Genomic DNA, 23,642 nt, shown 5'->3' on the forward strand with positions numbered 1-23,642 from the left:
ACCACCGCCGCCGCGACCTTGCGACGTGACGGATCAGACGTCTCACACACCGGCCCGGCGTCTCGGCGGCCGCCGACAAGTGCAAAGATGGGGTCTCGGCAGGACAGGGCCCCACCGAAGGGCCGAAGCATCAAGCGGCCGGACACCAGCCGCCTGCCGGTCACCGACGACCGGCGCACGGCGCACATGCATGGAGGACGTGACGTGGCGAACGACGCCAGCACCGTTTTCGACCTAGTGATCCTCGGCGGCGGTAGCGGTGGTTACGCCGCGGCCCTGCGCGGGGCGCAGCTGGGCCTGGACGTCGCCCTGATCGAGAAGGACAAGGTCGGCGGCACCTGCCTGCACCGGGGATGCATCCCCACCAAGGCCCTGCTGCACGCGGGCGAGATCGCCGACCAGGCCCGCGAGAGCGAGCAGTTCGGTGTCAAGACCAGCTTCGAGGGCATCGACGTACCGGCCGTCCACAAGTACAAGGACGATGTCATCTCGGGCCTGTACAAGGGCCTGCAGGGCCTGATCGCCTCCCGCAAGGTGACCTACATCGAGGGCGAGGGCTACTTGTCCTCCCCGACCTCCGTCGATGTCAACGGCCAGCGGATCCAGGGCCGCCACGTCCTGCTCGCGACCGGCTCCGTGCCGAAGTCGCTGCCCGGTCTGGAGATCGACGGCAACCGCATCATCTCCTCCGACCACGCCCTCGTCCTGGACCGCGTGCCGAAGTCCGCGATCATCCTTGGCGGCGGTGTCATCGGCGTCGAGTTCGCCTCCGCGTGGAAGTCCTTCGGTTCCGACGTCACGATCATCGAGGGCCTCAAGCACCTCGTCCCGGTCGAGGACGAGAACTCCTCCAAGCTTCTCGAGCGCGCCTTCCGCAAGCGCGGGATCAAGTTCAACCTCGGCACCTTCTTCCAGAAGGCCGAGTACACCCAGGACGGCGTGAAGGTCACCCTCGCCGACGGCAAGGAGTTCGAGGCCGAGGTCCTCCTCGTCGCCGTCGGCCGCGGCCCGGTCTCGCAGGGCCTCGGCTACGAGGAGGCCGGGGTCGCCATGGACCGCGGTTACGTCCTCGTCGACGAGTACATGCGCACCAACGTCCCGACCATCTCCGCCGTCGGCGACCTGGTCCCGACCCTCCAGCTGGCCCACGTCGGCTTCGCCGAGGGCATCCTGGTGGCGGAGCGTCTGGCGGGCCTGAAGACCGTTCCGATCGACTACGACGGTGTGCCGCGGGTGACGTACTGCCACCCGGAGGTCGCCTCCGTCGGCATCACCGAGGCCAAGGCCAAGGAGATCTACGGCGCGGACAAGGTCGTCGCTCTGAAGTACAACCTGGCGGGCAACGGCAAGAGCAAGATCCTCAAGACCGCGGGCGAGATCAAGCTCGTCCAGGTCAAGGACGGTGCCGTGGTCGGCGTCCACATGGTCGGCGACCGCATGGGCGAGCAGGTCGGCGAGGCCCAGCTGATCTACAACTGGGAGGCGCTGCCGGCCGAGGTGGCCCAGCTCATCCACGCCCACCCGACGCAGAACGAGGCGCTCGGCGAGGCCCACCTGGCCCTGGCCGGCAAGCCTCTGCACGCACACGACTGACCCTCGGTCGACGAACGCGACGACACAGACTTCCGCACTTGTAAGGAGCAACCGAAACCATGGCGGTTTCCGTAACCCTTCCGGCGCTCGGCGAGAGCGTCACCGAGGGCACTGTCACCCGCTGGCTGAAGGCCGAGGGTGAGCGCGTCGAGGCCGACGAGCCGCTGCTCGAGGTCTCGACCGACAAGGTCGACACCGAGATCCCGGCGCCGGCGTCCGGCGTGCTGTCCTCCATCAAGGTCGCCGAGGACGAGACGGTGGAGGTCGGCGCCGAGCTGGCCGTCATCGACGACGGCACCGGTGCCCCGGCCGCCGCCCCGGCCCCGGCCGCCGAGGCCGCTCCCGCCCCGGCTCCGACCCCCACGGCCGCTCCGGCTGCCCAGGCCCCGGCCGCCCCCTCCACCGAGCAGGCCGCCCCGGCCCCGGCCCCGACCGCCGAGGCCGCCGCCGGTGCCGGCACCGCCGAGGGCACCGAGGTGGTCCTGCCCGCGCTCGGCGAGTCCGTCACCGAGGGCACCGTCACCCGCTGGCTGAAGTCGGTCGGCGACACCGTCGAGGCCGACGAGCCGCTGCTCGAGGTCTCCACGGACAAGGTCGACACCGAGATCCCGGCGCCCACCTCCGGTGTGCTGCTCGAGATCGTCGTCGGTGAGGACGAGACCGCCGAGGTCGGCGCCAAGCTCGCCGTCATCGGCGCCCCGGGTGCCGCTCCGGCGGCCGCCCCCGCCCCGGCCGCCCCCGCCCCGGCGCCCGCCGCCGAGGCCCCGGCCGCCCCCGCGGCTCCCGCTGCCCCGGCTGCGCCCGCCGCTCCGGCTCCGGCTCCCGCCGCCCCGGCGGCCCCCGCCGCTGCCGCCCCGGCACCGGCCCAGCCCGCGGCTCCGGCTCCCGCGCGGCCGCACCTGCGCCCACGCCCTCCCCGGCCCCGGCTGCTCCGGCCGCCCAGCCGACCGACGAGGGTGCCTACGTCACCCCGCTGGTGCGCAAGCTCGCCGCCGAGAACGGCGTCGACCTGTCCACCGTCAAGGGCACCGGTGTCGGCGGCCGCATCCGCAAGCAGGACGTCATCGCCGCCGCCGAGGCCGCGAAGGCCGCCGCCGCTGCCCCGGCTCCGGCCGCCGCTGCACCGGCCGCCAAGAAGGCTGCCCCGGCGCTCGAGGTCTCCCCGCTGCGCGGCCAGACCATCAAGATGCCGCGGATCCGCAAGGTCATCGGCGACAACATGGTCAAGGCGCTGCACGAGCAGGCCCAGCTGTCCTCGGTGGTCGAGGTCGACGTGACCCGCCTGATGAAGCTGCGCGCCCGCGCCAAGGACGCGTTCGCGGCCCGTGAGGGCGTCAAGCTCTCCCCGATGCCGTTCTTCGTGAAGGCGGCCGCCCAGGCGCTGAAGGCCCACCCGGTCATCAACGCCAAGATCAACGAGGCCGAGGGGACCATCACCTACTTCGACACCGAGAACGTCGGTATCGCGGTGGACTCCGAGAAGGGCCTGATGACCCCGGTCATCAAGAACGCCGGTGACCTCAACCTCGCCGGTATCGCCAAGGCCACGGCCGACCTGGCGTCCAAGGTCCGCGGCAACAAGATCACGCCGGACGAGCTGGCCGGTGCGACCTTCACCATCTCCAACACCGGTTCGCGCGGCGCCCTGTTCGACACGATCATCGTGCCGCCGGGCCAGGTCGCGATCCTCGGCATCGGCGCCACGGTCAAGCGCCCGGCCGTCATCGAGACGGAGGAGGGTACGGTCATCGGCGTCCGCGACATGACCTACCTGACGCTGTCCTACGACCACCGCCTGGTGGACGGCGCCGACGCGGCCCGTTACCTGACGGCGGTCAAGGCGATCCTGGAGGCGGGCGAGTTCGAGGTCGAGCTCGGCCTCTGATCCCCTCAGGGATACGGCTGTACGACGCCCCCGTCCGGAGCTCTCCGGGCGGGGGCGTCGCGTTTGCCGGGTGTAAGCCTCGTCTCACCTGCGCAAAAGCGCCGGTATGCGCCCTTCCCCCAGGCGGTGGCAGCCGTATTGTCTAAACGTCGAACGCCCCCGGGGGCCACTGGGCCCCTTTCTAAGGAGCCCTCATGACCGCGCCCGTCGTCCACTCGCTGCGCGAACAGATCCGCGAGCACATCGTGGAGGGGATCGTCAGCGGTCGCTGGAAGCCGGGCGAGCGGATCGTGGAGCGGCGGATCGCGACCGAGCTGGAGGTCAGCCAGACGCCCGTGCGCGAGGCGCTGCGGGAGCTGGAGTCGCTGCGACTGATCGAGTCGGCGCCGAACAAGGGCGTACGGGTGCGGAACCTGTCGGCGGCCGACCTGGAGGAGAGCTACCCGGTCCGGGCCGGTCTGGAGGCGATCGCGGCGGAACTGGCGGCGCAGCGGCTGGCGGAGGACTGCTCGGCGCTGGAACCGCACGTGGCCGCGCTCTACGAGGCGGACCGCAGGTCTGACGGTACGGCGCAGGTACGGCACACGGTGGCCTTCCACCGGGAACTGGTCCGCGCGGCGGGCAACTCGGTGCTGCTGCACACCTGGGAGGGCCTGGGCATCGAGGTCTTCACGGCCCTGTCGATCCGCTGGCTGGGCACGGTCCAGCAGTCGTACGCGGAGGAACACGAGGAACTGGTACAGGCGTTCAAGCGCCGCGACCCGAGGATCGCGGACCTGGTGAAGGCCCACGTGCTCGGCTGCGCGCCGAGGGCGTGACGTCTTTTCGACACCCGCAGGCACCCCGAACACCAGAGCGGCCCCGCGCTCAGACGCAGTCTCACCTGCGAAAACCCCACCCAACAACGTCACCCGGTGCCACCGCTGGAGGCACCGCGTGCCGACTTTCTCGTGATCGAGAGGTTTTGCCCCTCAACCCTTTGATCGATCATCGATCAGGGAGTTAGAGTCCCCGGTGGACTCTCACCGGAGCCCGCGCCCTGTCCTGCCAAAGACCAAGGGCACCCCCGACCCTTACCGATGAGGGAACCCCCTTCGACTGAGGAAGGCGGCGACATGACCGACCCCCAGGCCATCCAGCCGAGCGAGCTCGACCAGCTCCCGGACCGCGACCCCGAGGAGACCGCCGAATGGCAGGCCTCCCTGGACGCCGTCGCCAAGGCGGCCGGGCCGCACCGTGCCGCATACCTGATGCGCCGCACGCTGGAGCGTGCCGAGGGGAGCGGCATCGCGCTGCCGAAGCTCCTCGAGACCGACTACGTCAACTCCATCCCCACCGCCGCCGAGCCGTCCGTGCCCGGTGACGAGGAGATGGAGGCCCGGATCACCGCCTGGAACCGCTGGAACGCGGCGGCCATGGTGACGCGCGGCAGCAAACACGGCGTCGGCGGCCACATCGCCACCTTCGCCTCCGCCGCCTGGCTCTACGAGACCGGCTTCAACCACTTCTTCAAGGGCAAGGAGGGCGACGGCTCGGGCGACCAGCTCTACATCCAGGGCCACGCCTCCCCCGGCATCTACGCCCGCGCCTTCCTCGACGGCCGCCTGACCGAGCAGCACCTGGACAACTTCCGCCAGGAGGCCGGCGGCAACGGCCTGCCGTCCTACCCGCACCCGCGCCGCCTGCCCTGGCTGTGGGAGTTCCCGACCGTGTCGATGGGCCTCGGCCCGCTCTCCGCGATCTACCAGGCGCGCTTCAACCGCTACCTCACCAGCCGCGGCATCAAGGACGTCTCCGCCTCTCACGTGTGGGCGTTCCTCGGCGACGGCGAGATGGACGAGCCCGAGTCGACGGCGGCCCTCGCGCTCGCCGCCCGCGAGGAGCTGGACAACCTCACCTTCGTCATCAACTGCAACCTGCAGCGCCTCGACGGCCCGGTGCGCGCCAACTTCAAGATCGTGCAGGAGCTGGAGGCCCAGTTCCGCGGCGCCGGCTGGAACGTCGTCAAGACGCTGTGGGGCACCGCCTGGGACGAGCTGTTCGCCCTCGACACCACGGGCGCGCTCGTACGCCGCCTGCGCGAGGTGCCGGACGCGCAGGTACAGACGTACCAGACCCGCGACGCCGCCTACATCCGCGAGGACTTCTTCGGCAAGGACCCGGCGCTCGCCGAGATGGCGAAGCTGCTGAGCGACGACAAGATCCTCGAGTGCTTCCACATCTCCCGCGGTGGTCATGAGGCTCGCAAGGTCTACGCCGCGTACAAGGCCGCCGTGGAGCACAAGGGCGCGCCGACGGTGATCCTGGCCCAGACGGTCAAGGGTCACACCCTCGGTGAGGGCTTCGCGTCGAAGAACGCCAACCACCAGATGAAGAAGCTGACGGTGGACGAGTTCAAGGCGATGCGCGACCGCCTCGGCCTGCCGATCAAGGACAGCGACTTCGTCGACGGCGTGGTCCCCTACGGCCACCCGGGGGCCGACTCCCCCGAGGTCCGCTACCTCCAGGAGCGCCGCGCGGCCCTCGGCGGCCCGGCCCCGGCCCGCCGGGTCCACCCGGTGGCCCCGCTGCCCGCGCCCGCCGAGAAGGCGTTCGCCGCCTTCGACAAGGGCTCCGGCTCGCAGAACGTGGCCACGACGATGGCGTTCGTCCGCCTGGTCAAGGACCTGGTCCGCGACAAGGAGACCGGCAGTCGCTGGGTGCCGATCGTCCCGGACGAGGCGCGCACCTTCGGCATGGAGAGCCTCTTCCCCTCCCTCGGCATCTACTCGCCCAAGGGCCAGACGTACGAGCCGGTCGACCGCGACCAGCTGATGTACTACAAGGAGGCCAAGAACGGCCAGATCCTCAACGAGGGGATCACCGAGGCCGGTTCGATGGCCGACTTCATCGCCGCTTCCACGTCGTACGCGACGCACGGCGAGGCGATGATCCCCTTCTACATCTTCTACTCGATGTTCGGCTGGCAGCGCACCGCCGACCAGATGTGGCAGCTCGGCGACCAGCTCGGCCGCGGCTTCCTCGTCGGCGCCACCGCCGGCCGTACCACGCTGACCGGTGAGGGCCTGCAGCACGCGGACGGCCACTCCCCCGTCATCGCCGCGACCAACCCGGCGGCGCTGACGTACGACCCGGCGTTCGCGTACGAGATCGCGGTCATCGTCAAGGACGGTCTGCGCCGTATGTACGGCGAGGCGGCGCCGGGCGAGGACCAGAACGTCTTCTACTACCTGACCGTATACAACGAGCCGCTGCCGCAGCCCGCGAAGCCTGCCGCCCCGGGCATCGACGAGGGCATCGTCAAGGGCCTGTACCGCTTCAACACGGCTGAGTCCGCGGGCCTGGCCCCGGTTGCCAACGCCCCGCGCATCCAGCTGCTGGGCTCCGGCACCGCGATCCACTGGGCGCTGAAGGCCCAGAAGCTGCTCGCCGAGGAGTGGGGCGTGGCCGCGGACGTGTGGTCGGCGACCTCCTGGACCGAGCTGCGGCGCGACGCCCTGGAGGCCGACGCGGCCCTGCTGCGCGGCGAGGAGCGGGTGCCGTACGTGCGCCAGGCGCTCCAGGGTGCCGAGGGCCCGGTGCTGGCCGTCTCCGACTACATGCGGCAGGTCCCGGACCAGATCGCGCAGTGGGTGGAGCAGGACTGGTCCTCGCTGGGCGCCGACGGCTTCGGCCTCTCGGACACCCGTGAGGCGGCCCGCCGCCACTTCGGCGTCGACGCCGAGTCGATCGTGGTCGCGGCCCTCGCCCAGCTCGCGGGGCGCGGCGAGGTCAAGGCGGCGGCCGTGAAGGAGGCCCGGGAGAAGTACGGCCTGTAAGGGCTCTAGTCCGGTGAAGGGGTACGGCGGTCTCGCCGTGCCCCTTCCCTGTCAGTGGTCCCCGGCATGATGAACCCATGCGTGCCGCCCGTCTGATCAAAATGGTGCTGCTGCTCCAGGCCCGGCCCTCCATGACGGCCGCCGAGCTGGCGAAGGAGCTGGAGGTGTCCGAGCGGACCGTCACCCGGGACGCTCAGGCGCTGTCGGAGGCGGGGATCCCCGTGTACGCGGACCGGGGACGGATCGGCGGCTACCGCCTGGTCGGCGGGTACCGCACCCGGCTGACCGGTCTCGCCCGCAGCGAGGCCGAGGCACTGTTCCTGAGCGGCGTACCGGGCGCGCTGCGCGAGATGGGGCTTCAGGACGCGGCGTCGGCGGCCCGTCTGAAGGTGTCGGCTGCCCTCCTCCCCTCGCTGCGCGACGCGCCACGCACGGCGGCGCAGCGGTTCCATCTGGACGCGCCCGACTGGTTCAAGGAGCCGGAGACACCCGCCCTGCTCCCGGCGGTCGCGGACGCCGTGTGGGACGACCGGCCGGTCACCGCGCGCTACCGGCGCGGCGAGGACGTGGTGGAGCGCGAACTGGAGCCCTACGGGCTCGTGCTGAAGGCGGGCGTCTGGTACCTGTGCGCGCGCGTCGGCGAGCCGCAGGGGCGCACCGCGCGGGACGCGGGGCACGGCTCCTTCCGGGTGTACCGCATCGACCGCTTCACCGCTGTGGACGTGGGCGGGGAACGCTTCGCCCGCGACGAGGCGTTCGACCTGCCCGCCTTCTGGGCGGAGCGCGCCGAGCAGTTCGCGCGGTCCATCCTGCGGGCCGAGGTCGTGGTGCGGCTGTCCGAGGACGGCGTGAGAGGACTGCCGTACGCCGTCGGCCACGCCGCGGCTCGGGAGGCGCTGCGGGACGCGGACGCCCCGGACGAGCGCGGCTGGGTGAGGGCGACCCTGCCGGTGGAGTCCGAGGAGGTCGCGCACACCCAGCTCACGGCGCTGGGCCCGGAGGTCGAGGTGCTGTCGCCGAAGGGGCTGCGGGCGCGTTTCGCGAGCGACGCTCGGCGGCTCGCGGGGCTCTACGCCTCCTGACGTCCCGGCGCACTCCGCGTGCGCCCGTTGCGCCGAAGGCCGATGCTGGTCCCGTGATGGACGAGATGGAGTTCTGGGAGCTGGTGGACGCGAGCCGCGAGGCCGCCGAGGGCGACCCCGCGGAACAGGCCGACGTGCTCGTCGAGCGGCTGCTCCAGCTGGACCCGGAGTCGGTCGTGGACTTCGCCCGGCACTTCGAGTCCCGGTTCAACCGCTCCTACCGCTGGGACCTGTGGGGTGCCGCCTGGGTGCTGCTCGACGGGGCCAGCGACGACGCGTTCGACTCCTTCCGGTGCTGGCTGATCGGCCAGGGCCGGCACATGTTCGAGGGCGCCCTGCACGATCCCGACTCGCTCGCCGACCTGCTGGAGGAGTTCGACGAGGAGATCGACGGCGACGGAGAGGAACTCGGCTACGCGGCGGACGAGGCGTACGAGCAGCTCACCGGCACCGAGACGCCCGACCTGGACATCCCGCCCACGCCCGCGGAGCCGGAGGGCACGCCGTTCGACCTGGAGAACGAGTCCGTGCTGGCCGAGCGCTACCCGAGACTGTGGGAGCGTTTCCGGGCCTGAGGCTATGCCGCGCGCCGACGGGTGGCCTCCGAGGGCAGGTAGGCCTGCGCCTGGGCGGCGCCCGGGAGGTGGGGGTGCGGCGCCCGGCCGGGGGTCGCCGCGTGGTGGAGCGGCGCCTTGTTGGCCTGGTCGAGGGCGGACGCCGTGGTCGCGGCCGGGCCCAGGACGACCGCCGCGACCGCGCAGAGCACCGTCCACGGGTTGCGTGCGGCCCCCGCCCAGGTGCTCGTCCTCTTCATCTCCGTACTGCTGCTGCTCATGGTCCACACCTCCGGTTCGGCTGTTGCCAAAACCGTAGGCCGCCGGGTTCTCAGGACCCTGCGCACGACCTGTGGCGTCGCTGTGGACCGGGCCGCGGGCGAAGCGGGACACGAGGCCATGACGGGCCCTCACTTCCTGCCCTGGAGGTGGGCCGCCTTCTGTCTGATCGACGGGAGCAGGGCGGTGAGGGCCGCGCCGGGGCAGTTGGTCATGTAGCCGTCGTTGTGGCCGGCGAGGGCGGGCAGGAGGGCGGTCTTGCCCTCCTGGTACCGGCTCTGGCCGTTGCTGGAGACCAGCTTGACCTTGCCGCGCGGGTCGACGTCCGCGAGGCCCAGCTTCCATGCCGCCAGGGCGGCGATCGCGTCGGTCATCGCCCGGGGCACGGGCACGCCCTGGGAGAAGGTGCCGATGGCGGCGATGCCCGAGGTGCGGTGGTTGAAGCCCTGGGTGTGGGCGCCGGTGACGGGGCGTTCGACGCCGCCCGAACGGCCTTCGTAGATCGTGCCGCAGCGGTCGACCAGGAAGTTGTAGCCGATGTCGTCCCAGCGGCGGTTGCCGATCTGGCCCGCGTAAAGGGCCCGGATGATGCGGGGTGTGTCGGCGCAGTCGTACCGGTTGGGCGAGGCGGTGTGGTGCACGAAGACGGCGACGACCTTGTCGTCGTAGCGCGGCGCCGGCCGGCTCCCGGCGCCCTCCTCCGGCTGCGCCCAGGCGGACCTCGGCAGGATGCGCGGCCTGGGCGCCGTGTGCAGGAGCGCGGAGCGGGCGCCGACCGGCCGCGGGCGCCGTACCTCGACCGGGATTTCGGTGTTCAACGTCCCGATCAGCAGCGCGGCACCGGCGGTGAGTCCGGGCGTACAGCCGACCAGCAGCAGGACGACGCCCGAGATCCGCACCGAACGGAGCGAACGGAGCGGGCGTCTTTTCCTGCCCCTTCGTGCTCTTCGGAAGACACGCATGGACCCACTGTCCATCCCCTCCGTCGCGTCCGCGATGTGTGGTGTGCCACCCGGTGGAACCATCGTCCAGGTCCAGGACGTTTTCACCAGTGCGCGTCGCGCGGGTCGCCCGGGCAACCACACGCCGGCCGGCGGTCCGGAGGTTGTCCCCCGGGTGGTGCAGCGCAGGTCGGCGCGCGGAGCCGATTTCCGCGCGCGGCGTGCGTGGGGCTGATCACCGGAACCCCGCTGCGCGTACTAAGGGGTCCAAGAGAAAGGCGGCTTCGTGGACCTGCTCGACATCCTTCTGATGCTGGTCGTCCTGGCCTACGCGGCGTCCGGCTACCGGCGCGGACTGGTGGCCGGCTGTGTCTCCCTGGCCGGTTTCGTGGGCGGCGCCGTCGTCGGCGTGTGGGTCCTGCCCTGGGTGATGCATCTGGTGACGCGGGGGACGACCGCGGCCACGGTGACGGCGGTGTTCACGGTGCTGGTCCCGGCGGCGATCGGCCACGAGCTGGCGGGCCGGCTCGCGCTGAAGCTGCGGCGTGAGCTGGACCACGGGCCGCTCAGGGTGGCCGACGGGATCGGCGGGGCGGCAGCCAACTCGCTGTCGGTGCTGATCGTGGCGTGGGTGGCCGCGAGCGTCCTCGGCGCCTCCTCCTCACCGCTGGTCACGGAGGCGATCCGGGACTCACGGCTGCTGGGCGCCGTGCAGAACGTGATGCCGGACACCACCCCCACGTGGTTCTCGCGCGCCACCTCCGCGCTCACCCAGGCCGGCTTCCCACAGGTCTTCAACCCCTTCGAGAACGAGCCGACGGCGGGGGTGGCCAAGCCCTCCGGGGACAACGTCACACCGAGCGCCACGAACGCGGCGAAGCTCAGCACGGTCAAGATCGAGGGCGCTTCGGGCCTCCAGGGCCGCGAGGGCAGCGGGTTCGTGTACGCGGCGCGGCATGTGATGACCAACGCCCACGTGGTGGCCGGCATCGACCATCCGACCGTGCGCATCGGCGGCGTCGGTCCGGCGTACGCCGCCCGGGTGGTGCTCTTCGACCCCGACCGGGACGTGGCCGTGCTGTACGTGCCGGATCTGCGGGCGCCGGTGCTGCGCTTCGACGACGACGCCAAGCGCGGTGACGCGGCCGTGGTCGCGGGCTATCCGCAGGACGGCGACCTGACACTGCGGGCCGCCACGGTCGCGAACAAGATCCAGGCGACGGGTCAGAACATCTACAACACGGGCACCGTCACGCGGGAGATCTACTCCATCCGCTCCACGGTCCTGCCGGGCAACTCCGGCGGCCCGCTGCTCACCACCGACGGTGAGGTGTACGGCGTGGTGTTCGCCCGGTCCACCTCCGACCAGGAGACGGGGTACGTCCTGACGGCGGACGAGGTGACGGGCGACGCCCAACGGGCGGCGAGCGCCACGACACCCGTGGACACGGGCGAGCTCGTCACGTCCTGAGGGGTCCTTGCGCCATGAGCGCCCGATGAGGTCGCGTGGTGCGGTGCAAGGACCCCTGAGCCCGTGGCTGTCACAGAAAGCGGCCCATGAGGACGTCGTCGACGTACTCGCCCTCGATCAGGAACTCCTCGGGCAGGACGCCCTCCACCACGAAGCCCTCGGACTCGTAGAGCCCCCGGGCGGGGGTGTTGTGGCCGAGGACGCGCAGGGTGATACGGCGGGCGCCGCGGCGGCGGGCCTCGTCCTGGGCGGCCCGGAGCAACGCCCGGCCGACGCCGGCGCCGCGTGCCTCCTCGGCGACGGCCAGGCCCTGGATCTGCCGGACGTGGGAGTTGCACGCGAGCGAGGTCGGAAACCCGAGCCGGATGTAGCCGACGAGCGCGCCGCCGAGTTCCGCGACGAGGTGGTCCCGCGGCCCGAACCGCTCGTTGTAGAAGGGCTCGTACGGCGGCTGGGGGCGGGGCTGGACGGCGTGCAGCGAGGACCAGGTCTCCCGGTCGAGCCGACCGAGCGCGTCCTCGTCGTCGGGGGTGGCGAGCCGTATGTACGCAGCGGGCATGAAGGTCACTGTACGGCGGGGTACGCATGTCCTGACCGGGGTTTTAAGCGGCGACGGGCAGGATGGATTTCATGGAACTTTCAAGGATCGCCGTGGCCGGTGCGTCCGGACTCATCGGCAGTGCCCTGGTCCGGTCACTGGCGGCGGAGGGGCATGAGGTGGTGCGCCTGGTGCGTCGCGCGGCCCGGGGCGAGGACGAGGTCTGCTGGGATCCGGAGGGGCAGTACATCGACACGGCCGGGCTGGCCGGGTGCGACGCGGTGGTCAACCTCGCCGGGGCCGGGGTCGGCGACCACCGCTGGACGGACGCGTACAAGAAGACGCTGCGGGACAGCAGGGTGCTCGGTACGGCGGCGCTCGCGGAGGCCGTCGCCTCCCTGCCCGAACCGCCGCGCGTGCTGGTGAACGCGAGCGCGATCGGCTACTACGGCGAGACCGGGGACCAAGTGGTCGACGAGGAGGCTCCGCCAGGGGACGGCTTCCTGTCCCGGATGTGCGTGGAGTGGGAGGATGCGACGGATCCCGCCCGGGAGGCGGGCGTGCGGACGGTGTTTCTGCGCACGGGACTGGTGGTGGCGCGTGAAGGCGGCGCGTGGGGCCGACTGTTCCCCCTCTTCCAGGCGGGGCTCGGCGGGCGCATGGGAGACGGGCGCCAGTACTGGTCGTTCATCTCGCTGTACGACGAGGTGGCGGCGATCCGTCATCTCCTGGGCACGGACGGACTGTCCGGGCCGTTCAACCTGACGGCTCCCGAGCCGCTGACGAACGGTGAGATCACGGCGGCCATGGGACGGGTGCTGCACCGGCCGACGCTCTTCTCCGTGCCCGCGCCCGCACTGCGGCTCGCGCTCGGCGAGATGGCCGGGGATGTGCTCGGCAGCGCCCGGGTGGTGCCCAAGCGGCTGCTGGAGTCGGGGTTCTCGTTCACGTTCCCCGAGATCGAGGACGCGCTGCGGGCGGCGCTCGGGCGGTGACCGGACGGCGCACCGGCGGACGAAACCTTTCGCGTTCGACCATATGCGACCGCTGTGCGACCGTGCTCTGTTGATGCGCGACTTCACTTGACCGTGCGTGGCCCTACCCTCGAGCAGAACTCGGGTATTCCTGAAGCCGGTCGCGGGCATGACGTCTTCGCCGACCGCGCAACCTCGAGGAGGGGCACGTGTTGAAGCCCGTGTATCAGGCGGACGTCGTCATCGTGGGGGCCGGGGTGGCGGGCCTCGCGGCGGCCCACCGGCTGACCAGCGCAGGAGTGAGTACCACCGTCCTGGAGGCCGCCCATGGTGTGGGCGGCCGGATGTCGACCGAGAAGGTCGACGGCTTCCGGCTCGACCGCGTCGGACAGCTCCTGTCCACGTCGTATCCCGAACTGGGCCTGACTCCCGGGCTCGACGCGCTCGTCCTGCGGCCCTTCGCGCCGGGCGTCCTGGTGCACAGCGGCGGCCGTCACCGGCGCGCGGGCGCTCTCCCGATGGCAGGGGGCGCACGGGGAGCGCTCAACGCCGTTCGCGCTCTCGCCGGTGCGCCCCGCTCGGGAAGCGGAACGGCCGGCGTGCGGGCCGTCCGGCCGAGGGCGGCGGGATCCCCGGCCCCGCTCGGCGGTGCCGTGGACCAGGCGCGGCTCAACGCGGCACTGGCCCGGATGGCCGCGACCCCCGTGGAACGGCTGCTGGCGCGGCCCGAGTCGACCGCCGGGCGCGCGCTCGCGGCCCGCGGGATGCCCGCCCGTACGGTCGAGGGCTTTCTGCGTCCGCTGCTCGCCGCGCTGTTGTGCGACCCGGAGCTCGGCATGTCGAGCCGCGCCGCCGACCTGGCGCTGCGCGCCTTCGCGAGCGGTCGGCTGTGCCTGCCGGAGGGCGGCGCCGAGATGCTGCCCGAGCTGCTGGCGCAGGCGCTGCCGTCGGGCACGGTGCACACGGGCGTGCGCGCCACCTCGATCTCCACCACTTCGGTCACCACCGCCGAGCACGGCGAATTCCGCTGCCGCGCCGTGCTGTTGGCCACCGACGCGCACGCCGCCGCCGAGTTGCTGCCCGGGCTGCGCGTGCCCGAGTTCCATCCCGTCACGGTCGTCCACCACACCATGGACGAGCCGCCGCCGACCGGCGCGTCACTGCTGCTCGACGCGGACCGCGACGGCCCGGTGGCGCACACGGCGGTGGTCAGCCTGGTGGACCCGTCCCGGGCGCCCGCGGGCCGGCCCCTGGTCTCCTCCACCGTCCTCGGCGCGCCGCCGGAGGACGTCGACGGCGCCGTACGCGCCCATCTGACCCGGCTGTACGGCACCTCGACCACACGGTGGGAGACGCTCGCCGTGCACCACACCGCGCGGGCCGTCCCGGTGATGCGCCCTCCGCACGACGTACGCCGGCCGGTGCGGCTGCTGGCCGGTCTGTATGTGTGCGGCGACCACCGGGACACGGGCACGGTGCAGGGGGCACTGCACTCGGGTCACCGGGCCGCCTCCGCGGTCCTGGCGGACCTGGGCACGGCTCCGACCATGCTGGCGGACCCGCTGCCGACGGCGGCCTGAGCGGCCGCCGGGGTCAGTGCAGGGCGGCGACCTTGTCCCGGTAGCCGCGCACGGGGGCGGCGTCCTTGTACGGCTCCAGGCGGCGCTCGAAGTCCCGTACGTACTCCGTCGCCCGCACCGACCGCATCTCCGCCGCCTGCCCGGCGGCCTCGGCCGCGAGCTGGCACGCCTGGTCCAGCTCGCCGAGGCCGAGCCGGGCCGTGGCGAGCACGACCCGGCAGAACAGCCGGCTGCGGGCGTAGCCGGGCGCGCGCAGCTGCAGCGAGCGCTCGGCGTGCTGGATGGCGGCCCGGTACTGCTGGAGGTCCCGGTGGCAGTGCCCGAACTCGTCGGCGAGCTGCGCCTCGTCGAAGAACCGCGCCCAGTACGGGGCCTCGTCGCCGGGCCGGGCGGACTCCAGCGCACGCTCGGCCCGTACGAGGGAGGACGTACAGGCGCGCACCTCGCCGAGCACGCCGTGCCCGCGCGCCTCCACGGCGTGCAGCAGCGCCTGCACGACGGGCGGCGCCGAGGTGCCGACACCCTGCTGTGCCACGCGCGCCAGCTGTACGGCTTCGCGGCCGTGGCCGAGGTAGACGGCCTGGCGGCTCATCGTGACCAGCACGTACGCCCCGTACATCCGGTCCCCGGCGGCCTGGGCGAGACGGAGCGCCTGGACGAAGTAGCGCTGGGCGAGGCCGTGCGCGCCGATGTCGTACGACGTCCAGCCGGCGAGCCGGGTCAGATCGGCGGCGGCCGCGAACAGCCGGCGGCCGGTCTGCTCGCCGTAGGTTCCGCGGAGCATCGGCTCGGCCTCGTGCTCCAGGTAGCGCACGAGGGCCTGGCGGGCGTGGCCTCCGCCGTAGGCGTTGTCGAGGGCGCGGAACAGCTCGCCGACCGAGCGGAGGGCGGCGATGTCTCCGCCGGTGACCTTCTGGCCGGGGCCGCGCTCGGACTGGCCGCGCTGCCGGGACGGGGGTCCACCCTGTTCGAGCGGAGTCGAGAACTTGGGGGAGGCGGGGCGGCCCTGGGCGGGGATGCGGGGGACGCTCTCGCAGCGGGCGACCTTGTCGTCCGGGCGCCCGATCAGCCAGTCCCGGCTGGGGACGACGAGCCCGGCCGGCGTGAACGCGATCTTCCGGAGCTCGGCGTGGCTGCCGGAGTCCTTGCGCCACAGGCCGCTGACGATGTCGACGGCCTCCTCCGGAGTGGCGGCGAACTCCAGCCCCGCGTACACCGGGGCGCAGGCGTCGAGCCCGAGGTCCTGGGCGGTGAGCCGGCGTCCGAGCCTGCGGGTGAACACCTCTGCGATCAGCGCCGGGGTGGTGCCGCGCGGTTGCTGCCCGCGCAGCCAGCGCGTCACGGACGTCTTGTCGTATCTCAGATCCAGCCCGTGTTCGAGGCCCAGCTGGTCGACGCGACGGGCGAGACCTGCGTTGGAGAACCCCGCTTCTGCGATGAGCGCGGCGAGCTGTCGGTTGGGGGTGCGCTGCGCGGGTCGTTCCGTCATCTGCGGTGCGGTCTCCTGCCTGCCCTGACATCGTCTGTGAACAGCCCTTATGGCCTGGTGACGGCGTGAATGTAGCGGAGAGTGAGCAGACGATCGCACTCTTCGGTACCCATTCATCCGATCGTGTGAGGATTGCTGGGTCGAGCTGACGGTGGCCCGGGCGGCGCCCTTCCTCCGGGCCGGACGTACAGTGGCGTGGGCGCGTTTCGCGCCTTACGAGGCTTCTAGGGAGGCGCTTGCCGTGAGCGAGTTGCGGTTCGTCCGTATGGGGTTCGGGACCGATGCCGTCGACTACCAGGAGGCGTGGGACGAGCAGCGCCGGGTGCACGCCGCCCGCTTCGCGGACGAGATCCCGGACACCTGCCTGCTCCTGGAGCACCCCCCGGTCTATACGGCGGGCCGGCGCACGGCGCCCGAGGAGCGGCCCCTGGACGGCACGCCGGTCATCGACGTGGACCGCGGCGGCAAGATCACCTGGCACGGCCCGGGCCAGCTGGTGGGCTACCCGATCCAGAAGCTCCCGCGCCCAGTGGACGTGGTGGCCCACGTACGGCGCCTCGAGGAGGCCCTGATCCGCACGTGTGCGGAGTTCGGCCTGGAGACGACGCGGGTGGAGGGCCGGAGCGGGGTGTGGGTTCTAGGGGACCCGGTCGACCAGCGCCCCTCCCTGGGCGGTCTCTCCCTGGACTTCGACCCGCGCCTGCACGACGAGGAGTTCGACCCGCGGCTGAACGGCCCGGAGTACGCGCCGTCCAACGCGGGGCAGCGACGGGAGGACCGCAAGATCGCGGCGATCGGGATCCGCGTCGCCAAGGGTGTCACGATGCACGGCTTCGCGTTGAACGTGAACCCGGACAACGCGTGGTTCGACAAGATCATCCCGTGCGGGATCCGGGACGCGGGTGTCACGTCCCTGGCGAACGAGCTGGGCCGGGACGTGACGATCGAGGAGGTGCTGCCGGTGGTGGAGCGGCACCTGCGGGACGTGCTGGAGAACGCGGACCTGAAGCCGCGGGAGGTCGAGCGGGCCTCGGCGTGAGGACGCGCCCGGGTGTGCGAAACCAATCCCGCGCACCCGGCAGGGGAATGCACCCCGAGGCCCCCAGGTTGGCCTCAACGCGGGGGCAGACAACCACGGGCGTACCCTGGTGTACGCCGAAGAATCGAAGCTACAGGGAGCCGACGTGTCCGCAGTCGCACCCGACGGACGCAAGATGCTGCGCCTGGAGGTCCGCAACAGCCAGACCCCCATCGAGCGCAAGCCCGAGTGGATCAAGACCCGGGCGAAAATGGGTCCCGAGTACACGAAGATGCAGAACCTCGTGAAGAGCGAGGGCCTGCACACGGTCTGCCAGGAAGCCGGCTGTCCGAACATCTACGAGTGCTGGGAGGACCGCGAGGCCACCTTCCTCATCGGCGGCGACCAGTGCACCCGCCGCTGCGACTTCTGCCAGATCGACACCGGCAAGCCCGAGGCACTCGACCGCGACGAACCGCGTCGCGTCGGTGAGTCCGTGGTCACCATGGACCTGAACTACGCCACCATCACCGGCGTCGCCCGCGACGACCTGGAGGACGGCGGCGCCTGGCTGTACGCCGAGACCGTGCGGCAGATCCACCGGCAGACGGCGGACCGCGAGGGCGGCCGTACGAAGGTCGAGCTCCTCGCCCCCGACTTCAACGCGGTCCCGGAGCAGCTCGAGGAGGTCTTCTCCTCCCGCCCCGAGGTCTTCGCCCACAACATCGAGACCGTCCCGCGGATCTTCAAGCGCATCCGCCCCGGCTTCCGCTACGAGCGCTCCCTCAAGGTGATCACCGCGGCCCGCGACTACGGGCTGGTGACGAAGTCGAACCTGATCCTCGGCATGGGCGAGACCCGCGAGGAGGTCGGCGAGGCCCTGCGCCACCTGCACGACGCCGGCTGCGAACTGGTCACCATCACCCAGTACCTGCGGCCGAGCGTTCGCCACCACCCCGTGGAGCGCTGGGTGAAGCCGCAGGAGTTCGTGGAACTGAAGGAGGAGGCCGAGGAGATCGGTTTCTCCGGCGTCATGTCCGGTCCGCTCGTGCGCTCCTCGTACCGCGCCGGGCGGCTCTACCGGATGGCCGTCGAGCAGCGTCAGGCGGATGCTCCGCGGCAGGGCAGCACATACGTCGCCGCACAGGCCGTCTGACCCGGCCGTCACCCTGATGGTGGCACCCCGTGCCACTTCCCGTGTGTGAATCCGCACACAAGCGGCTACCGCCGGGTAGTGGCCGATTGACGCGGTCCCGACCGTCCCCGCAGCTAGCGGGCACCGTCGGGGCCGCGTTCGGGTTTTCGCGCTGCGCAGCAAGGCTTCATTGGCGTTTGACCGGTCGGTCACGTGCTGGTAACACCAAACAGTGAGCCTGGCTTTACGCCCGGTAGCACCCAGGCCACGAGCCGCCGACCCGAGGGGGACGTCCACCATGCAGGCCGCACCCGTACGTGCCAACGCGATCCCGTCGTTCACCGATGCACTCCGTGCCATCGAGTCGCTGCTCATGAGCAGCGGCCAGCGGACCGCCCGTCGCAACGCCTGGAACTCCGTCCTGGAGGACCGCCGCCGCGCCAAGGACCGCGTCGAGGCCGAGCGCGTCCTTGAGGCCGCGGCGTCCCGCTCGTAACAGCCGGTCCAGACCGGCGCCCCGCCCGTCACGGCCACCCGGTCCCGCCGATGGCCGCCACGCGGCGCCTCCCCGGCGCACCGGAGCGTCCCCACCGCTCCGCACCCGCTCCAACCCCGGCACTGCCGTCGTAGCCGCTTCCCCGGCCACGTAGACTGCGTGGCATGGCGAGGAAGGAAACTGCAGCGGACGCTGCGAACGCCGGGCGACTGAAGCAGATCGCCCTGACCTACAAGATGACCCGCAAGGCCGATCCGAAGATCGGTCTTGTACTCGCGGCTGTCGGAATCATCACCTTCGGTGTCTTCCTCGCGATCGGCTTCTTGATCGGCCACCCCATCTATCTCGGCATTCTGGGCCTCCTGCTCGCCTTCCTCGCGATGGCGATCGTCTTCGGACGCCGGGCCGAGCGCGCCGCCTTCGGGCAGATGGAGGGCCAGCCGGGCGCAGCAGCGGCGGTCCTGGACAACATCGGCCGCGGCTGGACCACCACCCCGGCGGTCGCGATGAACCGCAGCCAGGACGTGGTGCACCGCGCGGTCGGCAAGGCCGGCATCGTCCTGGTCGCCGAGGGCAACCCGAACCGGGTCAAGAGCCTGCTCGCCGCCGAGAAGAAGAAGATGGCGCGCATCGTCGCGGACGTACCGGTCCATGACGTCGTCGTGGGCACGGGCGAGGGTCAGGTCGAGCTGAAGAAGCTGCGCACGACGATGCTGAAGTTCCCGCGGGTCCTCACCGGTCCCCAGGTGACCGCCACGAACGACCGGCTGCGGGCCCTCGGTGACCTGATGAGCAACATGCCGCTGCCGAAGGGTCCTCTTCCGAAGGGGATGCGGATGCCGCGAGGCGGCCCGAAGGGCCGATGAGCCGACAAGTCGAGATCGCGTCGATCGGCCGTCCTGAGACGTCATGTCCCGGACGGCCGATCGGCGTTTTCGGGCCCGGCAGAAGTCTCGGGCCCGGTGGAAACCTCAGGTCCTGACCTCGACCGTCCCAGCCATCCGGTCGTGCAGCCCCCTGCCGTCCCGGTCCCAGACCAGCGGCGGAATGGCCAGGCACAGCAGGAGCGTGCGGAGCACCGCGCGCAGGGGCGAGACCCGGCCCGTGCCCAGGGCCACCACCCGCAGCCCGAAGAGGCGCTTGCCGGGGGTGAAGCCGATCGTGCCGACCGTGAGGATGCCGAGCGCGAAGAAGACGAGCAGCGCCCAGTTGCTCGTGGCCGGCTCATAGCCGTGGGTGATCAGACCGTATGCGATCAAGACGCACAGGCCCCAGTCGACGGCGAGGGCGCCGAGGCGCCGGCCCGGGCGGGCGATCGAGCCCGGCCCCTGCTCCGGCAGACCGAGCTGCTCCCCGCGGTATCCGAGGTCCGCCCCGGCTTCTTCCATGGCCGCGCGGGGACCGGAGAGCCACGATCCGATTGCTTGCCTGTTGTCCACCCGTCCACGGTATCGCTCCCGATTTGGCGGTCCGGCGGGCGGGGTCACTCAGGCGGGAGCTGGTTAACCTGGGAGAAACAAATGGGTCACGCCTGAGAAACCGCCCGTCCCTATGGTCGGCTGCAGCGTGTGCCACCGCACTGGCCGCACGAACGAACTACCACCCCGGCACGGACGGTCGGGAGTAGGAGGAGCTGGATGTTCCAGAACGCCGACGAGGCCAAGAAGTTCATCGCGGACGAGGACGTCAAGTTCATCGACGTCCGCTTCTGCGACCTGCCGGGCGTGATGCAGCACTTCACGGTGCCGGTTGAGGCGTTCGACCCGGACGACGAGCTCGCCTTCGACGGATCCTCGATCCGTGGCTTCCAGGCCATTCACGAGTCCGACATGGCGCTGCGCGCCGACCTGTCGACCGCACGCGTCGACCCGTTCCGCCGGGACAAGACGCTCAACATCAACTTCTTCATCCACGACCCGATCACGGGCGAGCAGTACTCCCGTGACCCGCGGAACGTGGCGAAGAAGGCCGAGGCCTACCTCGCCTCCACCGGGATCGCCGACACGGCGTACTTCGGTCCCGAGGCCGAGTTCTACGTCTTCGACAGCGTCCGCTTCGCCACCAGCGCGAACGAGTCCTTCTACCACATCGACTCCGAGGCGGGTGCCTGGAACACCGGCGCCCTCGAGGACAACCGTGGTTACAAGGTCCGCTACAAGGGCGGCTACTTCCCGGTCCCGCCGGTCGACCACTTCGCCGACCTGCGCGCCGAGATCTCCCTGGAGCTGGAGAAGGCCGGCCTGAAGGTCGAGCGCCAGCACCACGAGGTGGGCACCGCCGGCCAGGCCGAGATCAACTACAAGTTCAACACGCTGCTCGCCGCCGCTGACGACCTGCAGCTGTTCAAGTACATCGTGAAGAACGTGGCCTGGCGCAACGGCAAGACCGCGACCTTCATGCCGAAGCCGATCTTCGGTGACAACGGCTCGGGCATGCACGTGCACCAGTCCCTGTGGAGCAACGGCGACCCGCTGTTCTACGACGAGGCCGGTTACGCGGGCCTGTCGGACACCGCCCGCTACTACATCGGCGGCATCCTCAAGCACGCCCCGTCGCTGCTGGCCTTCACCAACCCGACGGTGAACTCGTACCACCGCCTGGTGCCCGGCTTCGAGGCCCCGGTGAACCTGGTGTACTCGCAGCGCAACCGCTCCGCCGCGATGCGCATCCCGATCACCGGCTCGAACCCGAAGGCCAAGCGCGTCGAGTTCCGCGCCCCGGACTCCTCCGGCAACCCGTACCTGGCCTTCTCGGCGCTGCTGCTGGCCGGCCTGGACGGCATCAAGAACAAGATCGAGCCGGCCGAGCCGATCGACAAGGACCTGTACGAGCTGGCTCCCGAGGAGCACGCGAACGTCCCGCAGGTCCCGACCTCGCTGTCGGCCGTCCTCGACTCGCTCGAGGCCGACCACGAGTTCCTCCTCCAGGGCGACGTCTTCACGTCCGACCTGATCGAGACGTGGATCGACTTCAAGCGCACGAACGAGATCGCCCCGCTCCAGCTGCGTCCGCACCCGCACGAGTTCGAGCTCTACTTCGACGTGTGAGCCGGCCGCTGCCGCAGCAGTGACACGGAGCCCCGTCCCCGCCTCCGGGTGGAGACGGGGCTCCGTCGTTCCCCCGGACCTCCCGGAGAGTTTCCACACGCACTCTTTGCCTGCCACGGAGCCGTTCGGAACCGGTTCATGGTTCGGGTTGGGCGCACAATGGGGGTGGGACGAGTGCCTTACTGCGGGGTACTGCGGGGTGATGCACGATGCGGAGCCGGTTCCAGAGTGATCGGCGGCTGACCGTCCGGATGACGGTCACGCTGTTTCTGCTCGGATTGCTGTACGTGGCGTTCGTCGCCGCGTTGATCGCGTTGCTGAAGTCCTGGGTGCTGGTCGTCGTGATCGCGGCGGCGGCACTGGGCGCTCAGTACTGGTTCTCGGACCGGATCGCGCTGTACGCCATGCACGGGCGGATCGTGGAGCGTGAGGAGTATCCACAGCTGCACGGTGTGGTGGACCGGCTGTGCGCCGTGGCCGACATGCCGAAGCCGCTCGTCGCCGTCTCCAATCTGGACATGCCGAACGCGTTCGCGACCGGCCGCAACCCCGATCACGCCGTGCTGTGCGTGACCACCGGGCTGCTCAGGCGTCTGGAGCCCGAGGAACTGGAGGGCGTGCTCGCGCACGAGCTGTCGCACGTGGCGCACAAGGACGTCGCCGTCATCACCGTGGCGTCGTTCCTCGGGGTGATCGCCGGGCTGGTGGTCCGGTTCGCGTTCTACTCGGAGCTGTTCGGCGGGCGGGGCCGCAAGGACCAGAACACCATCGCCGTCTTCGGCGCCGTCATGGGGATCTCGGCGCTCGTCTACGCGATCAGCTTCCTGCTGATCCGGGCCCTGTCCCGGTACCGGGAGCTGGCCGCGGACCGCGCCGCCGCGCACCTGACCGGACGGCCGTCGGCGCTGGCGTCCGCGCTGACCAAGGTCACCGGGGACATCGCCCGCATCCCGACGCAGGACCTGCGGACGGCCCAGGCGTTCAACGCCTTCTACTTCACCCCCGCCTTCGGTTCCGACCCGGGCATCTCCCGTCTGTTCTCCACGCACCCGACCCTGGAGCAGCGGCTCGAGCAGCTCGCCCGCATCTCCGCGGAGCTCGGCGAGGCGGCGGCGCCGGGAAAGGCGGGCTGAGCGCCGATGGGGCTCCTGGACATCCTGCTCGGCCGTACGAAGCCGGTGGCACCCGACCTCGACCAGCTGTTCGCCCTGCCGTCGGCGGCGATCACGCTCGAGGCCGCCGCCGGGTTCACCCCGACAGGGACCGGCGCGGTCTGCTTCGCCACGGTGGAAGGTGGCGCCTTCACCCAGGCCAACCGGGAGGTCCAGGCGCTCCTCGACGCCGACACCGACCGCACCGGGCCGCCCGTCGAGCTGCAACGGGACGACTACGGCTACTCGTGGCTGGTCTCCCGCCGCACCCCCGACCAGCTGTCCGCCCTGGTCAACGATCTGCACGCGGTGAACAGCGCCATGGAGGTCAACGGCTTCGGACCGCAGCTGCTGTGCTCGGTGGCCGGCTTCCAGGACACGAGCGGGCGACGACTGGGGCTGGTGTATCTGTACAAGCGGGGCACCTTCTATCCGTTCGCGCCGCTCGCCGGGCAGGGCGAGCGGCGCGACAACGCGCTGGAGCTGCAGATCAAGGCGACCCTCGGGAACGATCTGCGGATCGAGCAGGACCTCGGCCGGTGGTTCCCCATCTGGGGCACACCCGGCCTGTGACGCCTGCTCCTCCTCGCG

General features: G+C 71.2%; 20 protein-coding genes and 1 pseudogene. 16 read left to right on the plus strand and 5 right to left on the minus strand.

What is annotated here, in order from left to right:
- The first annotated feature begins 204 nt into the window (after positions 1–204).
- The 6 genes and pseudogenes from lpdA to N8I84_RS12120 all read left to right on the plus strand — a co-directional run bounded on the left by lpdA (position 205) and on the right by N8I84_RS12120 (position 8,953).
- On the plus strand, positions 205–1,593 hold the full coding sequence (gene lpdA / locus N8I84_RS12095; protein WP_263229526.1) for a dihydrolipoyl dehydrogenase: 1,389 nt from the start codon (positions 205–207) through the stop codon (positions 1,591–1,593).
- Positions 1,594–1,652: 59 nt separating this feature from the next.
- Positions 1,653–3,478, plus strand: a pseudogene (sucB, locus tag N8I84_RS12100) (2-oxoglutarate dehydrogenase, E2 component, dihydrolipoamide succinyltransferase).
- Between the two features lie 194 nt (positions 3,479–3,672).
- A complete protein-coding gene (locus N8I84_RS12105; protein WP_200417025.1) occupies positions 3,673–4,296 on the plus strand; it encodes a GntR family transcriptional regulator in 624 nt (207 codons plus the stop codon).
- Positions 4,297–4,593: 297 nt separating this feature from the next.
- Positions 4,594–7,296, plus strand: coding sequence for a pyruvate dehydrogenase (acetyl-transferring), homodimeric type (gene aceE / locus N8I84_RS12110; protein ID WP_263229527.1), 2,703 nt, complete (start codon positions 4,594–4,596; stop codon positions 7,294–7,296).
- Positions 7,297–7,373: 77 nt separating this feature from the next.
- Positions 7,374–8,378, plus strand: a complete 1,005-nt coding sequence (locus tag N8I84_RS12115) for a helix-turn-helix transcriptional regulator (protein WP_263229528.1) — start codon at positions 7,374–7,376, stop codon at positions 8,376–8,378.
- 56 nt (positions 8,379–8,434) lie between these two features.
- Entirely contained in the window at positions 8,435–8,953 is a 519-nt protein-coding gene (locus N8I84_RS12120) for a DUF4240 domain-containing protein (RefSeq protein ID WP_263234739.1), read from the plus strand.
- Positions 8,954–8,955: 2 nt separating this feature from the next.
- Here N8I84_RS12120 and N8I84_RS12125 read toward each other — a convergent pair whose 3' ends face one another.
- Both N8I84_RS12125 and N8I84_RS12130 read right to left on the minus strand, forming a co-directional pair.
- Entirely contained in the window at positions 8,956–9,213 is a 258-nt protein-coding gene (locus N8I84_RS12125; protein ID WP_263229529.1) for a hypothetical protein, read from the minus strand.
- A 129-nt stretch (positions 9,214–9,342) separates the two neighbouring features.
- Positions 9,343–10,086, minus strand: coding sequence for a peptidoglycan recognition protein family protein (locus N8I84_RS12130; RefSeq protein ID WP_390899027.1), 744 nt, complete (start codon positions 10,084–10,086; stop codon positions 9,343–9,345).
- A gap of 352 nt (positions 10,087–10,438) precedes the next feature.
- On the opposite strand from N8I84_RS12130, the gene N8I84_RS12135 reads away from it, so the two are divergent.
- On the plus strand, positions 10,439–11,623 hold the full coding sequence (locus tag N8I84_RS12135; protein ID WP_263229530.1) for a MarP family serine protease: 1,185 nt from the start codon (positions 10,439–10,441) through the stop codon (positions 11,621–11,623).
- A 70-nt stretch (positions 11,624–11,693) separates the two neighbouring features.
- Here the strand turns inward: N8I84_RS12135 and N8I84_RS12140 are convergent, their stop codons facing one another.
- Positions 11,694–12,182 carry a GNAT family N-acetyltransferase gene (locus tag N8I84_RS12140; RefSeq protein WP_263229531.1) on the minus strand — a complete coding sequence of 163 codons (489 nt, stop codon included), beginning with the start codon at positions 12,180–12,182 and terminating at the stop codon, positions 11,694–11,696.
- 71 nt (positions 12,183–12,253) lie between these two features.
- Here N8I84_RS12140 and N8I84_RS12145 point away from each other — a divergent pair, with 71 nt between their 5' ends.
- Both N8I84_RS12145 and N8I84_RS12150 read left to right on the plus strand, forming a co-directional pair.
- Positions 12,254–13,156 (plus strand): TIGR01777 family oxidoreductase, encoded by a 903-nt coding sequence (locus tag N8I84_RS12145; protein ID WP_263229532.1) that lies wholly within the window; start codon positions 12,254–12,256, stop codon positions 13,154–13,156.
- Positions 13,157–13,344: 188 nt separating this feature from the next.
- Positions 13,345–14,715, plus strand: a complete 1,371-nt coding sequence (locus N8I84_RS12150; RefSeq protein WP_263229533.1) for an NAD(P)/FAD-dependent oxidoreductase — start codon at positions 13,345–13,347, stop codon at positions 14,713–14,715.
- 13 nt (positions 14,716–14,728) lie between these two features.
- Here N8I84_RS12150 and N8I84_RS12155 read toward each other — a convergent pair whose 3' ends face one another.
- Positions 14,729–16,204 (minus strand): regulator, encoded by a 1,476-nt coding sequence (locus tag N8I84_RS12155; protein ID WP_263229534.1) that lies wholly within the window; start codon positions 16,202–16,204, stop codon positions 14,729–14,731.
- Between the two features lie 241 nt (positions 16,205–16,445).
- Between N8I84_RS12155 and lipB the strand changes: the two genes are divergently transcribed.
- The 4 genes from lipB (at position 16,446) to N8I84_RS12175 (ending at position 19,719) form a co-directional block, all read left to right on the plus strand.
- Positions 16,446–17,243 (plus strand): lipoyl(octanoyl) transferase LipB, encoded by a 798-nt coding sequence (gene lipB, locus N8I84_RS12160; protein WP_263229535.1) that lies wholly within the window; start codon positions 16,446–16,448, stop codon positions 17,241–17,243.
- Positions 17,244–17,388: 145 nt separating this feature from the next.
- The gene (lipA, locus tag N8I84_RS12165; protein WP_263229536.1) at positions 17,389–18,378 is read left to right on the plus strand and encodes a lipoyl synthase; all 990 of its coding nucleotides are present in this window, start codon (positions 17,389–17,391) and stop codon (positions 18,376–18,378) included.
- 277 nt (positions 18,379–18,655) lie between these two features.
- Positions 18,656–18,853, plus strand: coding sequence for an SCO2195 family GlnR-regulated protein (locus N8I84_RS12170; protein WP_200417036.1), 198 nt, complete (start codon positions 18,656–18,658; stop codon positions 18,851–18,853).
- Between the two features lie 164 nt (positions 18,854–19,017).
- Positions 19,018–19,719, plus strand: coding sequence for a DUF4191 domain-containing protein (locus tag N8I84_RS12175; protein ID WP_263229537.1), 702 nt, complete (start codon positions 19,018–19,020; stop codon positions 19,717–19,719).
- A gap of 105 nt (positions 19,720–19,824) precedes the next feature.
- On the opposite strand, the gene N8I84_RS12180 is transcribed toward N8I84_RS12175, so the two are convergent.
- Positions 19,825–20,292 (minus strand): RDD family protein, encoded by a 468-nt coding sequence (locus tag N8I84_RS12180; protein ID WP_263229538.1) that lies wholly within the window; start codon positions 20,290–20,292, stop codon positions 19,825–19,827.
- Positions 20,293–20,490: 198 nt separating this feature from the next.
- Between N8I84_RS12180 and glnA the strand changes: the two genes are divergently transcribed.
- From glnA to pspAB, 3 genes are all read left to right on the plus strand, one after another.
- Positions 20,491–21,900 carry a type I glutamate--ammonia ligase gene (gene glnA / locus N8I84_RS12185; protein ID WP_103843613.1) on the plus strand — a complete coding sequence of 470 codons (1,410 nt, stop codon included), beginning with the start codon at positions 20,491–20,493 and terminating at the stop codon, positions 21,898–21,900.
- Positions 21,901–22,109: 209 nt separating this feature from the next.
- On the plus strand, positions 22,110–23,033 hold the full coding sequence (gene htpX / locus N8I84_RS12190; RefSeq protein ID WP_263229539.1) for a zinc metalloprotease HtpX: 924 nt from the start codon (positions 22,110–22,112) through the stop codon (positions 23,031–23,033).
- Positions 23,034–23,039: 6 nt separating this feature from the next.
- Complete coding sequence (gene pspAB / locus N8I84_RS12195) at positions 23,040–23,624, plus strand: PspA-associated protein PspAB (RefSeq protein WP_263229540.1); 585 nt, start codon at positions 23,040–23,042, stop codon at positions 23,622–23,624.
- Positions 23,625–23,642 lie beyond the last annotated feature (18 nt).

Origin of the sequence: Streptomyces cynarae, assembly GCF_025642135.1 — a bacterium.
In the GTDB taxonomy this organism is placed as follows: Bacteria; Actinomycetota; Actinomycetes; order Streptomycetales; family Streptomycetaceae; genus Streptomyces; species Streptomyces cynarae.